General features: G+C 65.2%; 14 protein-coding genes and 3 tRNA genes. 8 read left to right on the forward strand and 9 right to left on the reverse strand.

Going from position 1 to position 15,384, the window contains the following annotated elements:
- Window positions 1-70: 70 nt before the first annotated feature.
- The 6 genes from QFZ83_RS02335 to QFZ83_RS02360 form a co-directional block, all read right to left on the reverse strand.
- On the reverse strand, window positions 71-742 hold the full coding sequence (locus QFZ83_RS02335) for a 50S ribosomal protein L25/general stress protein Ctc (RefSeq protein WP_306881602.1): 672 nt from the start codon (window positions 740-742) through the stop codon (window positions 71-73).
- Between the two features lie 91 nt (window positions 743-833).
- On the reverse strand, window positions 834-1,808 hold the full coding sequence (locus QFZ83_RS02340; protein ID WP_013543366.1) for a ribose-phosphate pyrophosphokinase: 975 nt from the start codon (window positions 1,806-1,808) through the stop codon (window positions 834-836).
- A gap of 176 nt (window positions 1,809-1,984) precedes the next feature.
- Window positions 1,985-2,061, reverse strand: a tRNA-Gln gene (locus QFZ83_RS02345).
- A gap of 69 nt (window positions 2,062-2,130) precedes the next feature.
- Complete coding sequence (ispE, locus tag QFZ83_RS02350) at window positions 2,131-3,012, reverse strand: 4-(cytidine 5'-diphospho)-2-C-methyl-D-erythritol kinase (RefSeq protein WP_307502176.1); 882 nt, start codon at window positions 3,010-3,012, stop codon at window positions 2,131-2,133.
- Entirely contained in the window at window positions 3,009-3,524 is a 516-nt protein-coding gene (locus tag QFZ83_RS02355; protein WP_307512611.1) for a lipoprotein insertase outer membrane protein LolB, read from the reverse strand. The genes ispE and QFZ83_RS02355 overlap by 4 nt, the downstream gene beginning before the upstream one ends.
- 2 nt (window positions 3,525-3,526) lie before the next feature.
- Window positions 3,527-5,374 carry a tetratricopeptide repeat protein gene (locus tag QFZ83_RS02360; RefSeq protein ID WP_307502179.1) on the reverse strand — a complete coding sequence of 616 codons (1,848 nt, stop codon included), beginning with the start codon at window positions 5,372-5,374 and terminating at the stop codon, window positions 3,527-3,529.
- 70 nt (window positions 5,375-5,444) lie between these two features.
- Here QFZ83_RS02360 and mutM point away from each other — a divergent pair, with 70 nt between their 5' ends.
- The 3 genes from mutM (at window position 5,445) to mutY (ending at window position 9,394) form a co-directional block, all read left to right on the forward strand.
- Window positions 5,445-6,257 (forward strand): bifunctional DNA-formamidopyrimidine glycosylase/DNA-(apurinic or apyrimidinic site) lyase, encoded by an 813-nt coding sequence (gene mutM / locus QFZ83_RS02365; RefSeq protein WP_307502182.1) that lies wholly within the window; start codon window positions 5,445-5,447, stop codon window positions 6,255-6,257.
- Between the two features lie 88 nt (window positions 6,258-6,345).
- On the forward strand, window positions 6,346-8,313 hold the full coding sequence (locus tag QFZ83_RS02370; protein WP_307502185.1) for a dynamin family protein: 1,968 nt from the start codon (window positions 6,346-6,348) through the stop codon (window positions 8,311-8,313).
- Window positions 8,314-8,326: 13 nt separating this feature from the next.
- A complete protein-coding gene (mutY, locus tag QFZ83_RS02375; RefSeq protein ID WP_307502187.1) occupies window positions 8,327-9,394 on the forward strand; it encodes an A/G-specific adenine glycosylase in 1,068 nt (355 codons plus the stop codon).
- A gap of 3 nt (window positions 9,395-9,397) precedes the next feature.
- On the opposite strand, the gene rapZ is transcribed toward mutY, so the two are convergent.
- From rapZ to QFZ83_RS02390, 3 genes are read right to left on the reverse strand one after another with little or no spacing between them, the layout of a single operon-like run.
- Window positions 9,398-10,273: an RNase adapter RapZ gene (rapZ, locus tag QFZ83_RS02380; protein WP_306881794.1), complete on the reverse strand. Its 876-nt coding sequence runs from the start codon at window positions 10,271-10,273 to the stop codon at window positions 9,398-9,400.
- On the reverse strand, window positions 10,273-11,955 hold the full coding sequence (recN, locus tag QFZ83_RS02385) for a DNA repair protein RecN (RefSeq protein ID WP_307502190.1): 1,683 nt from the start codon (window positions 11,953-11,955) through the stop codon (window positions 10,273-10,275). The genes rapZ and recN overlap by 1 nt, the downstream gene beginning before the upstream one ends.
- 1 nt (window position 11,956) lies before the next feature.
- Entirely contained in the window at window positions 11,957-12,868 is a 912-nt protein-coding gene (locus tag QFZ83_RS02390) for an NAD kinase (RefSeq protein WP_306881608.1), read from the reverse strand.
- 31 nt (window positions 12,869-12,899) lie between these two features.
- Between QFZ83_RS02390 and hrcA the strand changes: the two genes are divergently transcribed.
- The 5 genes from hrcA (at window position 12,900) to greB (ending at window position 15,375) form a co-directional block, all read left to right on the forward strand.
- Window positions 12,900-13,907, forward strand: a complete 1,008-nt coding sequence (hrcA, locus tag QFZ83_RS02395) for a heat-inducible transcriptional repressor HrcA (protein ID WP_013543356.1) — start codon at window positions 12,900-12,902, stop codon at window positions 13,905-13,907.
- Between the two features lie 31 nt (window positions 13,908-13,938).
- Window positions 13,939-14,015, forward strand: a tRNA-Ile gene (locus QFZ83_RS02400).
- 70 nt (window positions 14,016-14,085) lie between these two features.
- Window positions 14,086-14,162: transfer RNA gene (locus tag QFZ83_RS02405), tRNA-Arg, on the forward strand.
- Between the two features lie 147 nt (window positions 14,163-14,309).
- The gene (locus QFZ83_RS02410) at window positions 14,310-14,753 is read left to right on the forward strand and encodes a hypothetical protein (RefSeq protein ID WP_307502195.1); all 444 of its coding nucleotides are present in this window, start codon (window positions 14,310-14,312) and stop codon (window positions 14,751-14,753) included.
- Window positions 14,754-14,799: 46 nt separating this feature from the next.
- Window positions 14,800-15,375, forward strand: coding sequence for a transcription elongation factor GreB (greB, locus tag QFZ83_RS02415; protein WP_307502198.1), 576 nt, complete (start codon window positions 14,800-14,802; stop codon window positions 15,373-15,375).
- Window positions 15,376-15,384: the final 9 nt, after the last annotated feature.

Here is a 15,384-nt window from a genome sequence, read left to right on the forward strand (position 1 = left end):
ATTATCTCGCCGCCCCCAAAGCAAAAGGCCCGCACGAGGCGGGCCTTTTGCAGGAGACGGGAAGAATTACTTACTTCTTCGCGGCGGGCTTGGCCGTCTTGGCGGCAGCCTTGCCACCGGCAGCCGGTGCGGCGCCTTCAGCAGCGGCGCCTTCGGCGGCAGGTGCCGGCTCTTCGGCGACCAGCGGCGGCACGGCCGACACGATGACGGGGTTCTGCTTGCCGTGGCTCACGTACTTCACGCCCTTGGGCAGCTTGATGTCGTTGACGTGCAGCGTGGCGTTCTTCGTGAGACCGGAGAGGTCCACTTCGATGAACTCGGGCAGGTCGGACGGCAGGCAGCTGATTTCCAGCTCGGTGATCACGTGGTTCACCAGGTTGTGCGCGGTCTTGACGGCTTCGGACTCTTCTTCACCCTTGAAGTGGAGCGGCACCTTCATGTGCAGGCGGGTCTTGGCATCCACGCGCTGGAAGTCGATGTGTTGCACCAGCTGGCGGAACGGGTGGTACTGCACGTCGCGCAGCAGCACTTTGCTGGTGGCGCCGCCGAGTTCCATTTCCAGGATCGACGAGTGGAAGGCTTCCTTCTTCAGGGCATGCCACAGCGCGTTGTGATCGATTTCGATCAGTTGCGGCTGCAGGCCTTCACCACCGTAGACGATACCGGGCGTCTTGCCCGAAATGCGGAGACGGCGGCTCGCACCCGTGCCCTGCTTGGCGCGCTCAAAAGCGACGAATTTCATAACTAGCTCCTGTGAGAGTCCACCGCGACCAGTGCGACTCCGATTCAAAAAGGCCTCTTCGAAAAAAGAAGCCCGCTCTTTGGTCCTCAGGTCAGAACAGGTTGTCCTGGTCCGAGAACAAACTCATCACCGACTCGCCCTTGGCAATGCGCTGGATCGTTTCGGCGATCAGCGGTGCCACGGAGAGCTGGCGGATCTTTCCGCATGCGAGGGCCGCATCGGAAAGGGGAATGGTGTTGGTCACGACCACTTCGTCGAGGGCCGTGCCCTTGGTGATGCGCTCGATGGCCGGGCCCGAGAAGATCGGGTGCGTGCAGTACGCGTAGACGCTCTTGGCGCCGCGCTCTTTCAGCACTTCGGCCGCTTTGACCAGCGTGCCGGCCGTGTCGATCATGTCGTCCATGATCACGCAGTTGCGGCCGTCGATCTCGCCGATCACGTTCATGACTTCGCTGACGTTGGCCTTCGGACGGCGCTTGTCGATGATGGCGAGGTCGCAGTTCAGTTGCTTGGCCAGCGCACGGGCGCGAACCACGCCGCCGACGTCCGGCGAGACCACGATCAGGTCTTCGTAGTTCTTGGCGCGCAGGTCGCCCAGGAGAACCGGCGATGCATAGATGTTGTCGACCGGGATGTCGAAGAAACCCTGGATCTGGTCTGCGTGCAGGTCCATCGTGAGCACGCGCTCGACGCCGACGGTTTCCAGCAGATTGGCCACGACCTTGGCCGAGATCGGCACGCGGCTCGAACGCGGACGGCGGTCCTGGCGGGCATAGCCGAAGTAGGGAATCACGGCGCTGATCCGCTCGGCCGATGCGCGCTTGAGCGCGTCGACCATGATCAGCAGTTCCATCAGGTTTTCGTTGGTCGGTGCGCAGGTGGACTGCACCACGAACACGTCGCGTGCGCGGACGTTCTGGTTGATCTCGACGGTAACTTCGCCATCGGAGAAGCGACCGACGCGTGCGGCGCCCAGCGAAGTGCCGAGGTTGTGCGCGATTTCTGCGGCGAGGCCAGGATTGGCGTTGCCGGTGAAAACCATGAAATCAGGGTGATTAGCCTGCATGAGCGCGTCCCGGCAGTGCGAAATTGGCTTGGAGGAAGCCGCCAAAAGGTTTTGAGTCGTGGCGGCCCGTGGGCTGCCGATTATTGCAGTGGGTGTGCTGCAGAAGAAACACTGCGGCCATCAGGCCGCAGTTTTCAAAAAGCACTGCGGGGGTTAGACCGCAGTTTCAATAGATTTGGCAGGGGAGAAAGGATTCGAACCTTTGCATGCTGGAATCAAAATCCAGTGCCTTAACCAGCTTGGCGACTCCCCTACACGGGTCGATGGTTTGCACCATCAACCGATATATGTCGCGTCGGACCGCAAAAACGATTCGACCATTTCAGGTTGCCCAACCTACCAGAGGATGAACAGCCAGATTGCTGCATTGACGAACCTGCCAGCCCGCGGGGGCTTCGACCAGTTCCGCTTCATGCGGCCCTTGCGGCAATTTTGCGAACACCGAACTTCCGGAGCCGGTCATCCGGGCCTTCAATCCTTGGGCGCCGAGCCATTCGATGGCATCGGTGACCGCGGGGCAAAGTCGCTGGGCAACCGGCTGCAGGTCGTTGTGGCCGAAGTCGAAAACCTGGTTGCCTAGGTTCTTGGCTTCAAGCTGTTCGCTATCTGCAGCAAAGCCCGAGATTATAGCAACAGGAGTTGAGCGTTCAAGGTCATCCGCAGAAAAAATTAAGCGGGTATCCAATCCTTCGGTGGGCTTGACCACGGCGAAGCGCGCCGGCGGCAGGGTGATGGGCGTGATTTCCTCGCCGATTCCCTCGACCCATGCGTGGCGTCCGCCGAGGAAGAAGGGCACGTCGGCGCCCAGTTTCAGTCCGATCTGCGCGAGCCGGGACAAAGGCAGGTTCAGGTTCCAAAGACGGTTGAGCGCCAGCAGGCAGGTGGCGGCATCCGAAGACCCGCCGCCCATTCCCGCCTGAGCCGGGACATGCTTCGCGACACCGATGTGTGCGCCCTGGCCGGGCGCGGCGTGCATCTGCAGCGCGCGGGCAGCGCGCAGGATCAGGTCGTCGGCGGGCAGTTCGGTCGTGAGGTCTTCGCGGGTCAACTGGCCGTCGTGCCGCAGCTCGACGTGCAGCGTGTCGCACCAGTCGATCAGCATGAAGACCGACTGCAGCAGGTGGTAGCCGTCGTCGCGCCGGCCGGTGATGTGCAGGAACAGGTTGAGCTTGGCCGGTGCGGGAAGGTCGTAGAGGGCCTTCATGACCGCTCGAACACGATGCGCAGGTCCGCCCGGGGGCTCGGGGATTCGCGCGTCGCCTGCAGGCGCCCGTTCGCGAGCTGACCGAGGTCGGGGCGCCAGCCGGGCACGCTTTCGTTGCGCCCGGCCAGCCAGCCGAACAGTGCTCCGACCGGGATCGCCGCGCCAGTGGCAGCTTCGATCAGCGCATCGACGGATTCGTAGCGGCGGGTATCGCTGCCGTTCTTCAACAGGGCCTCGCCCGGCGACCAGTGCAGCTGGGCCAGCGTGTTGCCGATCGGGGTCGTCAGCGTGAGTTCGCCGGTATCGGCCGAGCCGCGCAACTCGAATAGTGCGGAAAAGGTCTGGACCGGTTCGCTGTCGATGCGCAGCGACATCCGGCCGCTCCAGCTGTCCGAGCCTCGCGGCACCGAGGAGCCGCCCGTCAATTGGGCGCAGCCCGCTATCAAAAGAAGAGTGGCCCCGCCCGCCGCCAGAAAGCCGCGGCGACCGGCGCGTTGCCCTGCGGCGAGCACGGTCACGGCTTGACGCGCAGGCGCTTCAGCGTTTCCTGCAGGGTTTCATTCTCGGCATCGCTCAGCAGCGCTTCCTTCCAGATCGTCACTGCGCGATCCCTCTGGCCGATGCTCCACAGCACTTCGCCGAAGTGCGCACCGATCTCGGGATCGGGCCGGGTCTTGTAGGCAGCCTCGAGGATGCGGATCGCCTCGGCCGTGTTGCCGAGCCGGAACTCGACCCAGCCCAGGCTGTCGGCGATGAACGGGTCTTCCGGCGCCAGTTGCACCGCCTTCTGGATCAGCGTGCGCGCTTCGTCGAGCCGGATCTTGCGATCGGCGAACGAGTAGCCGAGGGCGTTGTAGGCGTTCTGGCTTTCGGGCTTGAGCTGGATCAGCCGACGAAGCAGCCGCTCCATGTCGTCCAGCCGGTTCAGCTTCTCGGCCACCATGGCCTGGTCGTAGACCAGGTCACCGTCTTCGGGCGCCGCCGCGGAAGCCTGGGCGAGCATGTCGTAGGCGGCCTGGTATTGCTTGGCGTCGCGCAGCAACTGCACTTCGGCAAGGAATTTCTGCTTCTTGTCGTCGGCCGTACGCTCGGGCAGAGCGCGGATGATTTCGCGTGCCTGTGACAGCTTGCCCTGGCGCGCCAACAGGCCCGCGCGGCGGGTCTGGGCGATGGTCAGGTCCTCGGTGCTGTCGATGCGCGAAAGCCAGCGCTCCGCACCCGTGAGGTCCTTGCGCCGTTCCGCCAGCTGCGACAGGGCGAGGTAGGCCTGCGTCACGCCGCGTTTGCGATCGGCCGCGTCGGCGTCGTTGTTGCTCTGGCTCGAGGAGAGGTCGATGTAGCGCTTGAGCGATGTCTCCGCCGCGCCGTCCTGCTTGGCCTGCATCTGCAGGCTGCCGAGCAGCAACCAGGGCTCCGCCAGTTCGGGGCGCGCCGTGGTGAGTGCCTGCAGCTGCGTCTGGGCGTCGCTGTAGCGGCGGTTCTCGACCAGCACGCGCGCATAGGCGATGCGCAGGTCGGGCGTGGCCTTGGTGTTGCTTGCGAGATAGCGCGTCACGATCGGTTCGGCCAGCGGCTGGCTGGGATCGATCAGCTCGAGCGCCAATGCCGGAGGGGCGTCGGAGGCCGGATCGACTTCCTGGCCCTTGCGCGCAGCCTCCAGGGCGCCGGAGTTGTCTCCGGCATTGAGGCGCAGCCGCCCCACGGTGGCCCAGGCCAGGCCGCCGGTGGTCGGGCTTTTGAGCTCGTCGACCAGTGCCCGCTCGACCACCGAGGCCGCCAGCTTCTTGTCGGAGGCGCGCGAGTAATTGCGCGCGATCACCGCCATGAGGAGGGGACGTTCGATCTGCGAGGTGGCCGCCACTTCGGCACGCAGCGGTTCGACCGTTTCCCCGATGCGATTCAGCGCAATCAGGATCTGCAATTCGATGCGCCGTGCATCGCGGGACGTGGGCAGCGCCTCTTGCCAGGCGCGGGCTGCGGCGAGGGCGGCATCGCCCGAACGCGATTGCAGCGCGATCTCTACTGCCCGCTGGAACAGCTTGCCGTCGCGCAGCCGGCGTGCCGCGTCGAGCACCAGCGCGTAGCCGGAGCCGGGGTCGCCGGAGCGGGCGGTCATCTCGCCCATCAGGATTTCGTAGAACAGGTCAGCGGTCAGCGCCGAGGGTTGCGCGGCAGGCTCGCTGGCGGGCTTCGGGGCTGCGACCCGGGGCCGGACCGCCGGCCTCGGCGGTGCGTTCCGCTCGATGATGGGCGCCGGGCTGTTTGGGGCGGCGGGATCGGAGGTTTGCGCATGCACCGCGCAAGCCAACAACACGAGAGATGCGGCCGCCGCAAGGCGGTGTCGGCGGGGCGATGGAATCATCGAATCATGATAATCGAGGCTTTTGAACGAGCGTCGCGTGGGGCTTCGTCTTCGCCGGAGTTTTACTTTCATGCCTGAGTTACCCGAAGTCGAAGTCACCCGCCGCGGTTTTGCCGATCGCATCGCGGGAGCGCGCATCGAATCCGTGCGCATCGGAAAACCATTGCGCTGGGCCTTGATGGTGCTGCCCGAGGCGCTGGTCGGCCGGCATGTGCGCGAGGTGCGGCGGCGCGGCAAGTACCTGCTGATCGACCTGGACCAAGGCCTGCTGCTGTTGCACCTGGGCATGTCGGGCAGCCTGCGCTTCGATAGCGCGTTGCCGCCTCCCGGCACGCACGATCACTTCGATCTCGTCACCGATCGCGGCACTTTGCGGCTCAACGATCCGCGCCGTTTCGGCGCCGTGGTCTATGTGGACGACGAGGCTGCGCCCTGGGCCATCAAGCTGCTAGGCGGGCTGGGCATGGAGCCGCTGGGCGATGCCTTCGACCTCGATGCCTTCCATGCAGGCCTTCGCAAGCGCAAGACGGCGGTCAAGCAGGTGCTGCTGGCGGGCGACGTGGTGGTGGGGGTCGGCAACATCTATGCGTCCGAGGCGCTGTTCCGGGCCGGCATCCGCCCGACGCTGTCGGCTGCGCGCATCAGCCGGCCGCGGGCGGCCAAGCTTCACGCGGCGGTGCGCGAAATCCTGGCCAGGGCGGTGGAAAAGGGCGGCAGCACGCTGCGCGACTTCTCCAACGTGGACGGCCAGAACGGTTATTTCCAGCTCGAAGCCACCGTTTATGGCCGCGCCGGCGAGCCATGTCGGGTCTGCGCAACGCCGATCAAGCAGCTCCGCCAGGGGCAGCGCTCCACTTATTTTTGTCCTAATTGTCAAAAGTAGCGCGTTGCGCCTGCGATTGAATACCCCATAAACAGGCGCTGCACGGTTTGCGATGCTATATTTGTAAGCTCTTTCTTACATATTCCCCTTGAGCCGCTCTTTCAACCAACAACTCGATCAGCACGGTGCGTGGCGGAGCAATTTCGCCCATCGGCTGCAGTGGCTGTCCCGCTGGCTGACCGAGAACGAGCTGCTCGACCAGGCCGTGGCCGAGCGCCTGCGGGGCCTCGAACAGCAGATCCGCACCAGCAAGGTGATGGTCGCGTTCGTGGCCGAGTTCTCACGTGGCAAGTCGGAACTGATCAATGCGATCTTCTTTGCCGACTACGGGCGCCGCATCATGCCCGCGAGCGCGGGGCGGACCACGATGTGTCCGACCGAGCTGGGTTACGACCCCGCGATCGCGCCCAAGCTGCGGCTGCTGCCGATCGAAACCCGCCTGGAGCCGCATTCGCTGACCCACTGGCGCGAGAAGTCGACCCGCTGGACCGAGATCCCGATCGAGGTCGGCAATGCCGAGCAACTGGCCCAAGCCATGGGCAAGGTGGCCGAAGTCCGCTGGGTGAGCAAGGACGAGGCCCGCGCCCTGGGCTTCTGGAATCCCGAGACGCCCGACGACAACCCGGTGCAGGACGCCGAAGGCCGCGTCGAAATTCCGCGCTGGCGCCATGCCGTGCTCAACATGCCGCACCCCTTGCTGGAGCAGGGGCTGGTCATTCTCGACACCCCTGGCCTGAACGCGATCGGTGCCGAGCCCGAATTGACGGTGAGCTTGATCCCGCAGGCGCACGCCGTGGTCTTCATCCTGGGCACCGAAACCGGCGTGACGCGCTCCGATCTGTCTATCTGGCGCGAGCACCTCATCACCGAGGACGAAGGCGGCGACACGCGCTTCGTGGTGCTCAACAAGATCGACACGATGTGGGACTCCCTGAGCACCCACGCACAGATCGAATTGCAGATCGAGCGCCAGCGCGACAGCGCGGCCCGGCTGCTGGAAGTGCCGCTCGCGCAGGTGCTGCCGGTGTCCGCCCAAAAGGGCCTGCAGGCCAAGATCCAGCGCGACCCCCGCCTGCTCGAAGCCAGCCGCCTGCCGGCGCTCGAAGCCCTGCTGGGCGAAGGCGTGCTCGGCAAGCGCGAGACCATGCTGCGCCTGGCCGTCGATGCCGGCATGACCGCGCTGCGCACCGAGGCCGAACGCATCCTGAAGGTGCGCCAGCGCGACCTGTCCGAGCAGGCGCTCGAGCTGCAGGGCCTTCGCGGCAAGAACGTCTCGGTGATCCGCCACATGCGTTCGCGCATCGACCAGGAACACGCCGAGTTCGAGGGCAGCAATACCCGCATCCTGGCGTTGCGCTCGGTGCAGGGCAAGCTGCTGCGCGAGGTGTATGCCGTGCTCGGCCGTACCGCGCTCAAGGCCGACATGGTGCGGCTGTCGGCCGCGCTCAAGCGCCCCGGCATCAAGCTCAACGTACGCAAGGTGTATGGCGAGACCTTCGATTCGCTGCGCAACAACCTGCGGGAAGTGCAGGCGACGACGGCTGAGATCCAGTCGATGCTGCACGCCACCTTCCGCCAACTCAATGCCGAACAGGGCTTCACCCTGCAGGCGCCGGCCGAACCCGATCTCACCGGCTTCGAGCAGGAGCTCAGCCAGATAGAGCGCAGCCACATCCATTACCTGGGCGTGGGCAACCTGCTGAAGCTCGCGCAGGCCGATTTCTGCGACAAGTTGGTCCGTGCGCTGGCCAGCCGCCTGCGATTGGTCAACGAGGCCGCGATGACTGAGGTCGAGCGCTGGAGCAAGGGCGCGAGCGCGCAGATCGATGCACAGCTCAAGGAGCGCCGGCGCAACTTCAGCAAGCGCATCGAGGCAATCGAGCGCATCCAGAATGCCGCCGGCAACCTCGACGAACGGCTACTCGAGCTGGCGGCGCAGGAAACCAATTTGGCTGAGCTGCACGCCCGCCTGCGTGAATTCACTTCGCTGATCACGCAGCAAGGCAAGCCGCAGGCTGCTGTAGCAACGCCCTTCAGCGAGTTGCGTGCGGCCTGAGCGTTCCGCCTCCGTGGCGGCAGCCGGTTCGCCCGGTTCGCAATTGCCGCCGGATTTCGCCGCACAGATCGTCAGCTGGCAGCGCAGCCACGGACGCAGCGAGTTGCCGTGGCAAAACACGCGCGATCCTTACCGCGTCTGGCTGTCGGAGGTGATGCTGCAGCAGACGCAGGTCACGACGGTGCTGGGCTACTTCGCGCGTTTTCTCGAACGCTTTCCCGATGTGAAGGCCCTGGCCGCAGGCACTGAGGACGAAGTGTTCGGCCTGTGGAGCGGCCTGGGCTACTACAGCCGCGCGCGCAACATGCACCGCTGCGCGCAGGAAGTCGTCGAGCGATTCGGCGGTGAGTTTCCCCATACCGCAGCGGAGCTCGTAACCTTGCCCGGCATCGGCCGCTCCACCTCGGCGGCGATCGCGGCGTTCTGCTTCGGCGAGCGCGTGGCGATCCTCGACGGCAACGTGAAGCGCGTGCTGACGCGCGTGCTCGGCTTCGGCGGCGACATGTCTTCGTCCGCGCAGGAGCGTGCGCTGTGGGACCTGGCAACGCAGCTCCTTCCGCCCGCCGAAGAGCGCGAGGCGATCGCGAGCTATACCCAAGGGGTGATGGACCTCGGCGCCACCGTCTGCCTGCCTCGCAAGCCCAGTTGCATGATCTGTCCGGTCAACAAGGTCTGCGTGGGCCTGCGAGAAGGCGCGCCGGAGCGTTATCCCGTCAAGACCCGCAAGCTCAAGCGCAGCGCTCAGTCGCTCTGGGTGTTGCTGGCGCGTGATGCGGAGGGGCGCGTCTGGCTGGAAAAGCGGCCGGCGAAGGGCATCTGGGCCGGGCTGCATTGCCTGCCGGTGTTCGACAGCCGCGACGACCTGCTCGCTGTGCTGCCATCGGCCGCACAGCGCGGCGCGCAAGACCTGCCGCCTTTCGTCCATGTGCTGACCCACAAGGACCTGCACCTGCATCCGGTGCTGCTGGAAGGTATGCAACCCCAGGGCGACGTTGCGCGCTGGGTCGAAGCGGAAGAATGGCGCCGGCTGGGACTGCCCGCGCCAGTGCGCAAGCTGCTGGAGAGCGTCAGCGCGGTCTAGGGCTTAGTTCGCGTCGAGTTCGCGGTGCCGCTTGAGCGCACCCCAGCGGGCGCCGAAGGTGTGCGCCAACTGCTCGACAAGAAACACCGAGCGGTGCTGCCCGCCCGTGCAGCCGATGGCCACCGTGACGTAGCTGCGATGGTCGCGCGCCAGCGCATCGATCCAGTGCGAAAGAAATTGCTCGATATCGTCGTACATGCGCGCCACGTCGTCATGCTCGCGCAGCCATTCGATCACCGGCGTGTCGCGGCCCGTGAGCTGGCGCAGCGCGGGCACGTAGTGCGGGTTGGGCAGCATGCGCACGTCGAACACGTAATCCGCATCGAGCGGCACGCCGCGCTTGAAGGCGAACGACTCGAACACCAGGGTGAGCGCGTTCTGCGGCGCGGAGATCAGCGCCTTGATGTAGCTCTGTAGTTGCGCGGGGCGAATGAGGCTGGTGTCGATCACGTCGGCACCGTCGCGCAGGTCGGCCAGCAACTCGCGTTCGAGTTCGATGGCTTGCACCAGAACGCGGTGCTGCTCGGGCACGTCGGTGCGGCTTTCCTGGCGCGAGAGCGGGTGGCGCCGACGGGTTTCCGAATAGCGGCGCAGCAGCGCGTCAGTGGTTGCGTCGAGGAACAGCGAGCGCAGCGACACGCCGTCGCGGCGCAGCGCTTCGAGTTGCTGCGGAACGATCGGCAGTGACACGCCGCTGCGCACATCCATCGCGATGGCCACGCGCGTGGCCTGCTGCTCGTGCTGCAGCGCGATGAACGAGGTGAGGAGTTCGGGCGGCAGGTTGTCGACGCAGTAGTAACCGGCGTCTTCCAGCGCATGCAGCGCCACGGACTTGCCCGAGCCCGACATGCCGGTGATGAGCACCAGGTCGAGGTTCATCATGGCGTGGCTGCCGAGGTCTTGTGGCCGAGCATCTCGCGGGCATGCGCGAGCGAGGTCTGGGAGACTTTTTCGCCGCCCAGCATGCGGGCGATTTCGTTGGCGCGGGTGTCGTCGTCGAGCCGCGACACGCCGCTCTCGGTGCGCGGGCCGTCCTTGCCGGCGCCCGCGGTCTGGCGTTTGGCGACAACGAGGTGATGGTCGGCGCAGGCGGCCACTTGCGGCAGGTGGGTCACGGCCAGCACCTGGCGGTCGCGGCCGAGTTGCTTCATGAGGCGGCCGACGGTTTCGGCGACCGCACCGCCGACGCCGGCATCGACCTCGTCGAAGATCAGTGTCTGTGCGGCGCCGAGCTGGCTGGTCGTCACGGCGATGGCCAGCGCGATGCGCGAGAGCTCGCCGCCCGAGGCCACCTTGCCGATCGCGCGCGGGGTGCTGCCGGTGTGGCCGGCCACGAGGAAGGCGATGTCTTCGAGGCCCGCGCGGCTGGGTTGCGCCAGCGGCTGCAGCTCGACCTCGAAACGCCCGCCTTGCATGCCGAGGCCCTGCATGGCTTGCGTGACCGCCTGGGCCAGGCGCGGTGCGGCCTGTTTGCGGGCTTTGCCGAGTGCCTTGGCTTCTTTCAGGTAGGCCTGCTGCGCGTTCTGCTCGGTGCGTTCCAGGCCGTCGAGATCGCTTTGCGCATCGAGCGCCTGCAGCTCGGTTTGCCAGCCGGCCAGCAGTGCAGGCAGGTCGCCGGGCGTGCGCTTGTAGCGGCGCGCGAGCGACATCCAGAGGCCCATGCGTTCGTCGAGTTCGGCCAGGCTTTGCGGATCGGCCTCGGCGTCGCGCAGATAGCCGTGCAGCGTGTGGGCGGCGTCCGAAGCCTGCGCCACGCAGGAGGCCAGCACCTCGCCCAGCGCGCGAAATTCGGGCTCGATGTGCTCGCAGTTCTGCAGCAGCGTGGCCGCGCGCGAGAGCGCGGCGAGGGCGCCGTTGTCGTCGTCTTCGAGCGCCTGGCTCGCGCCCTGCGCCGCGTCGATCAGCGCCTGGGCATTGGAGATGCGCGAATGGTTGGTCGACAGCTCTTCCCACTCATCGGTGCCGGGCGCGAGCTTGGCGACTTCGGAGATCTGCCACTGCAGCCGCTCGCGTTCGCGCTGCAGCGAGTCTTGTGCCGAGCGCGCGTGTTCGAGCGCGGAGAGGGCCTGGCGCCAGCCTTGCCACGCGGCATCGAGCGCATCGGTACGGACGCCCGCGTAGGCGTCGAGCAGGCCGCGCACGGCCTCGGGGCGCGTGAGGCTCTGCCATGCGTGCTGGCCGTGGATGTCGAGCAGACGGTCGCCCAGTTCGCGCAGCTGCGTGGCGGTGGCCGGGCTGCCGTTGATCCAGCCGCGGCTGCGTCCCTGCAGGTCGACGGTGCGGCGCAGCAGCAGCGCGTCGCCGGCTTCGAAGCCGCCTTCGTCGAGCCAACTGTCCAGTGTCGGGTCGGCGTCGAATTCGGCGCTCACGTCGAGGCGCTCGGCACCTTCGCGCACGGCGCCCGCATCGGCCCGGTTGCCCAGCGCCAGCTGCAGCGCGTCTATCAATATGGATTTGCCCGCGCCGGTTTCGCCGGTCAACACCGTGAAGCCGCCGGACAGGTCGAGTTCGAGTGATCGCACGATCACGAAGTCGCGCAGTGCGATGCGTCGCAGCGCCATGTCAGGAGCCCCCTTCGTTCCAATGAAGTTTTTTGCGCAACGTGTCGAAATAGCTCCAGCCCCGCGGGTGCAAAAAGCGCACCCGGAAGTCGGAGCGGCGCACCACCACGCGATCGCCGATCGCGAGCGAGGCCAATGACTGCATGTCGAAATTGGCGCTGGCGTCGCGCCCGCCGACCAGCTCGATCACGATCTCGTCGGCGTCGGGCAGCAGCACCGGGCGGTTCGAGAGCGTGTGCGGCGCGATCGGCACAAGCACCCAACCCGGCACCGCCGGATGAAGCAGGGGCCCGCCGGCCGACAGCGCATAGGCGGTCGATCCGGTGGGCGTCGCGATGATCAGGCCGTCGGCGCGTTGGTTGGCCACGAAATGGCGGCCCACAGACACGCGCAGCTCGACCATGCCCGAGGTGGCGCCGCGGTTGACCACCACGTCGTTCATGGCGAGTGCGTCGAACACGGAGACGCCGTCGCGCATGACCTGCGCGTGCATCAGGCTGCGGTGGTCTTCCTCGTATTCGCCGGCCAGCATCGGGATGAGAGTGGCCTGGAAGTTGTCGAGCGGGATGTCGGTGATGAAGCCGAGCCGCCCACGGTTGATGCCGATCAGCGGAATGCCGTAGCTGGCGAGCTGCCGTCCGATGCCCAGCATGGTGCCGTCGCCGCCGACCACCAGGCCGAGGTCGCAGCGCTGGCCGATTTCTTCGACCGACAGGGCTTCGTAGCGCGGATGGGCGGGGGCGTCGGCGTCCACCTCATCGCAGGTCGAACGTTCGACGAAGACCTTGCAACCCTGCGATTCCAGGAAGGTGCCGATGGTCTCCATGACGCCGTCGCGCGCATCCGCCTGCGCTCTGGCGCCGGAAGCCTGGTATTTGCCGATCAGGGCGACGTGACGGAAGCGAGAGGTCATATCTCACAAATTACAACACTAAAATCTTGCAATGCTGGACGACCGTGCCAAGTTGCTGCTCAAGACGCTCGTCGAGCGCTACATCGCCGACGGGCAACCCGTCGGGTCACGCACGTTGTCGCGTTCCTCGGGGCTGGATCTGTCGCCCGCGACCATCCGCAACGTCATGTCCGACCTCGAGGCGCTGGGGCTCATTGCCAGCCCGCACACCTCGGCCGGCCGTATCCCGACCCATCGCGGCTACCGCCTGTTCGTGGACACCATGCTGACCGCCCAGCGTGAGCAGATGAGCACGCCGAGCCTCGCGCCCGACCAGCCGCAGAAGGTGATCGCCAACGCGGCGAACATCCTGTCGAACCTGTCGCAGTTCGTCGGCGTCGTGATGGCGCCGCGCCGCGCCTCTGTGTTCAAGCAGATCGAATTCCTGCGGTTGTCCGAGAACCGGCTGCTCGTGATCATCGTCTCGCCGGATGGCGACGTGCAGAACCGGGTGATCTTCCCGGAGGCCGACTATTCGCAGTCGCAACTGGTCGAAGCTTCCAACTACATCAATGCGCACTATGCGGGCCTCACGATCGAGCAGGTGCGCGATCGCCTGCAGTCCGAGGTCGAGAAGCTGCGCGGCGAAATTGCAGCGCTGATGCAGGCAGCGGTCCAGGTGAGTTCCGAAGTGCTGACCGAGGCGCAGGAAGACGACGTCGTGATCTCCGGCGAACGCAACCTGCTTGCGGTGACCGACTTTTCCAGTGACATGGGCCAGTTGCGCCGCGCCTTCGAGCTTTTCGAGCAGAAGGCGCAATTGATGCGTCTGCTCGATGTGTCGAGCAAGGCGGAGGGCGTGCGCATCTTCATCGGCGGCGAAAGCCAAGTGGTGCCATTCGAGGAGCTCTCCATCGTCAGCGCCAACTATGAGGTCGATGGGCAGGTGGTGGGCACGCTGGGCGTGATCGGGCCGACGCGCATGCCTTACGAGCGCATGATCCAGATCGTCGACATCACATCGCGACTGGTGAGCAATGCGCTGAGCCACCGCAAGTAGGCTGCGGTGGCGAATAGAATCATGGCCCAGTGGGCCGTTAGCTCAGTTGGTTAGAGCAGCGGACTCATAATCCGTTGGTCGATGGTTCAAGCCCATCACGGCCTACCAACACTTGCTTTTCAACTTTCGATCATGCAAGTCCAGAAGGTCAAAAACGCATGCTATAATTGCAAGCTGTGCGGCTGTAGCTCAGTTGGATAGAGTACTTGGCTACGAACCAAGGGGTCGTGGGTTCAATTCCTGCCAGCCGCACCACTCTCTTAATGGCCTAGAAGGTTTACCTTCTAGGCCATTTTCTTTTGGGTGGCGTGAATCACAGAAAAGCCGCCGATCAAACGGCTGCTGCCGTCCTGGCCTCAGGAAGCTAAAGTCCCGTTCAAGTCAAAACGGATCAGGGCGACCATGAACATTCGAACGGCGCGATGCGCATGCCAACTGCTGTTGCTGCTTTCGGCAGCGGGCTCGGCGTTCGCGGGAACCATTGCATGTGTGCCCAGCCCGGTCGGCGCGACTGGCTCGTTCAACTGGATTCGCAGGATCTCGATCGACGAGCACTCGCGCACCGTCAACATGGACATCGTGCGCTCCAGGACAAAGGACACGGAAACCATGGGCAAGATGCGCGCCGAGCTGGTGAGCATGGACGGCACCTCTTCAGGCGAGCCTGTCTATCTTTTCAACGCCATTCCTGCTGCCGGAGAAGAGGTCACGAGCCTCTTCAAGCTGTTCAAGTCCGGCGACTGGCAATTGGCAAGAGCAGGGGTGGTATTCGTCAACAAGGTGCCAGCCTTGCGAAGTGTCGAGCCGAACATGATCTTCGACTGCAAGCGCTCGGATCTAGGCTGATGCGACACGGATCACTCGTATTTCCTGATCAATAAAAGGTTCTTCGTTGAACAAGGCATTCACCAAGGAAACCGACAACGACGCGGATGACGACGGCGCCGACGGCGCTGCGCCTCCACTACCGACCGGCACCAAGAACTACATCACGCCATCGGGCTACGCACGCCTGCGCGACGAGTTGCTTGAACTGATGGACGAGGAGCGCCCGAAGGTCGTCGAGGCTGTGCATTGGGCCGCCAAGAATGGCGACCGCTCGGAAAATGGCGACTATCTCTACGGCAAGAAGCGCCTCCGCGAGATCGACCGGCGCATTCGTTTTCTCACCAAGCGTCTCGAGATCGCGGAAGTCACGGATCCGTCGGTGCACCACGGCAGTGATCAGATCTTCTTCGGTGCCACGGTTCGCTACGCCGATGAAACGGGTGACGAACGCACCGTCACCATTCTCGGCATCGACGAAGCGGACAGTGCGCAGTCGCAAGTCAGTTGGATCTCTCCGATCGCGCGGGCCTTGCTCAAGTCACGCGAGGGCGACGTGGTGAAGCTGGTGACGCCGGGCGGGGCGCATGAGGTGGAGATCCTGTCGGTGAGCTACCCGGCACCGCGCCCGGCAGCAGACTGACGCGCCGAG

It is taken from the genome of Variovorax sp. W1I1 (assembly GCF_030815625.1).
Classification (GTDB): domain Bacteria; phylum Pseudomonadota; class Gammaproteobacteria; order Burkholderiales; family Burkholderiaceae_C; genus Variovorax; species Variovorax paradoxus_C.

Coding starts and splice junctions, on each gene's coding strand:
- recN (WP_307502190.1), bottom strand. CDS start 11,955: ATGGCGCTGCGACGCATCGCACTGCGCGACTTCGTGATCGTGCGATCA.
- QFZ83_RS02340 (WP_013543366.1), bottom strand. CDS start 1,808: ATGCAGGCTAATCACCCTGATTTCATGGTTTTCACCGGCAACGCCAAT.
- mutM (WP_307502182.1), top strand. CDS start 5,445: ATGCCTGAGTTACCCGAAGTCGAAGTCACCCGCCGCGGTTTTGCCGAT.
- rapZ (WP_306881794.1), bottom strand. CDS start 10,273: ATGAACCTCGACCTGGTGCTCATCACCGGCATGTCGGGCTCGGGCAAG.
- hrcA (WP_013543356.1), top strand. CDS start 12,900: ATGCTGGACGACCGTGCCAAGTTGCTGCTCAAGACGCTCGTCGAGCGC.
- QFZ83_RS02410 (WP_307502195.1), top strand. CDS start 14,310: ATGAACATTCGAACGGCGCGATGCGCATGCCAACTGCTGTTGCTGCTT.
- QFZ83_RS02390 (WP_306881608.1), bottom strand. CDS start 12,868: ATGACCTCTCGCTTCCGTCACGTCGCCCTGATCGGCAAATACCAGGCT.
- ispE (WP_307502176.1), bottom strand. CDS start 3,012: ATGAAGGCCCTCTACGACCTTCCCGCACCGGCCAAGCTCAACCTGTTC.
- QFZ83_RS02335 (WP_306881602.1), bottom strand. CDS start 742: ATGAAATTCGTCGCTTTTGAGCGCGCCAAGCAGGGCACGGGTGCGAGC.
- QFZ83_RS02360 (WP_307502179.1), bottom strand. CDS start 5,374: ATGATTCCATCGCCCCGCCGACACCGCCTTGCGGCGGCCGCATCTCTC.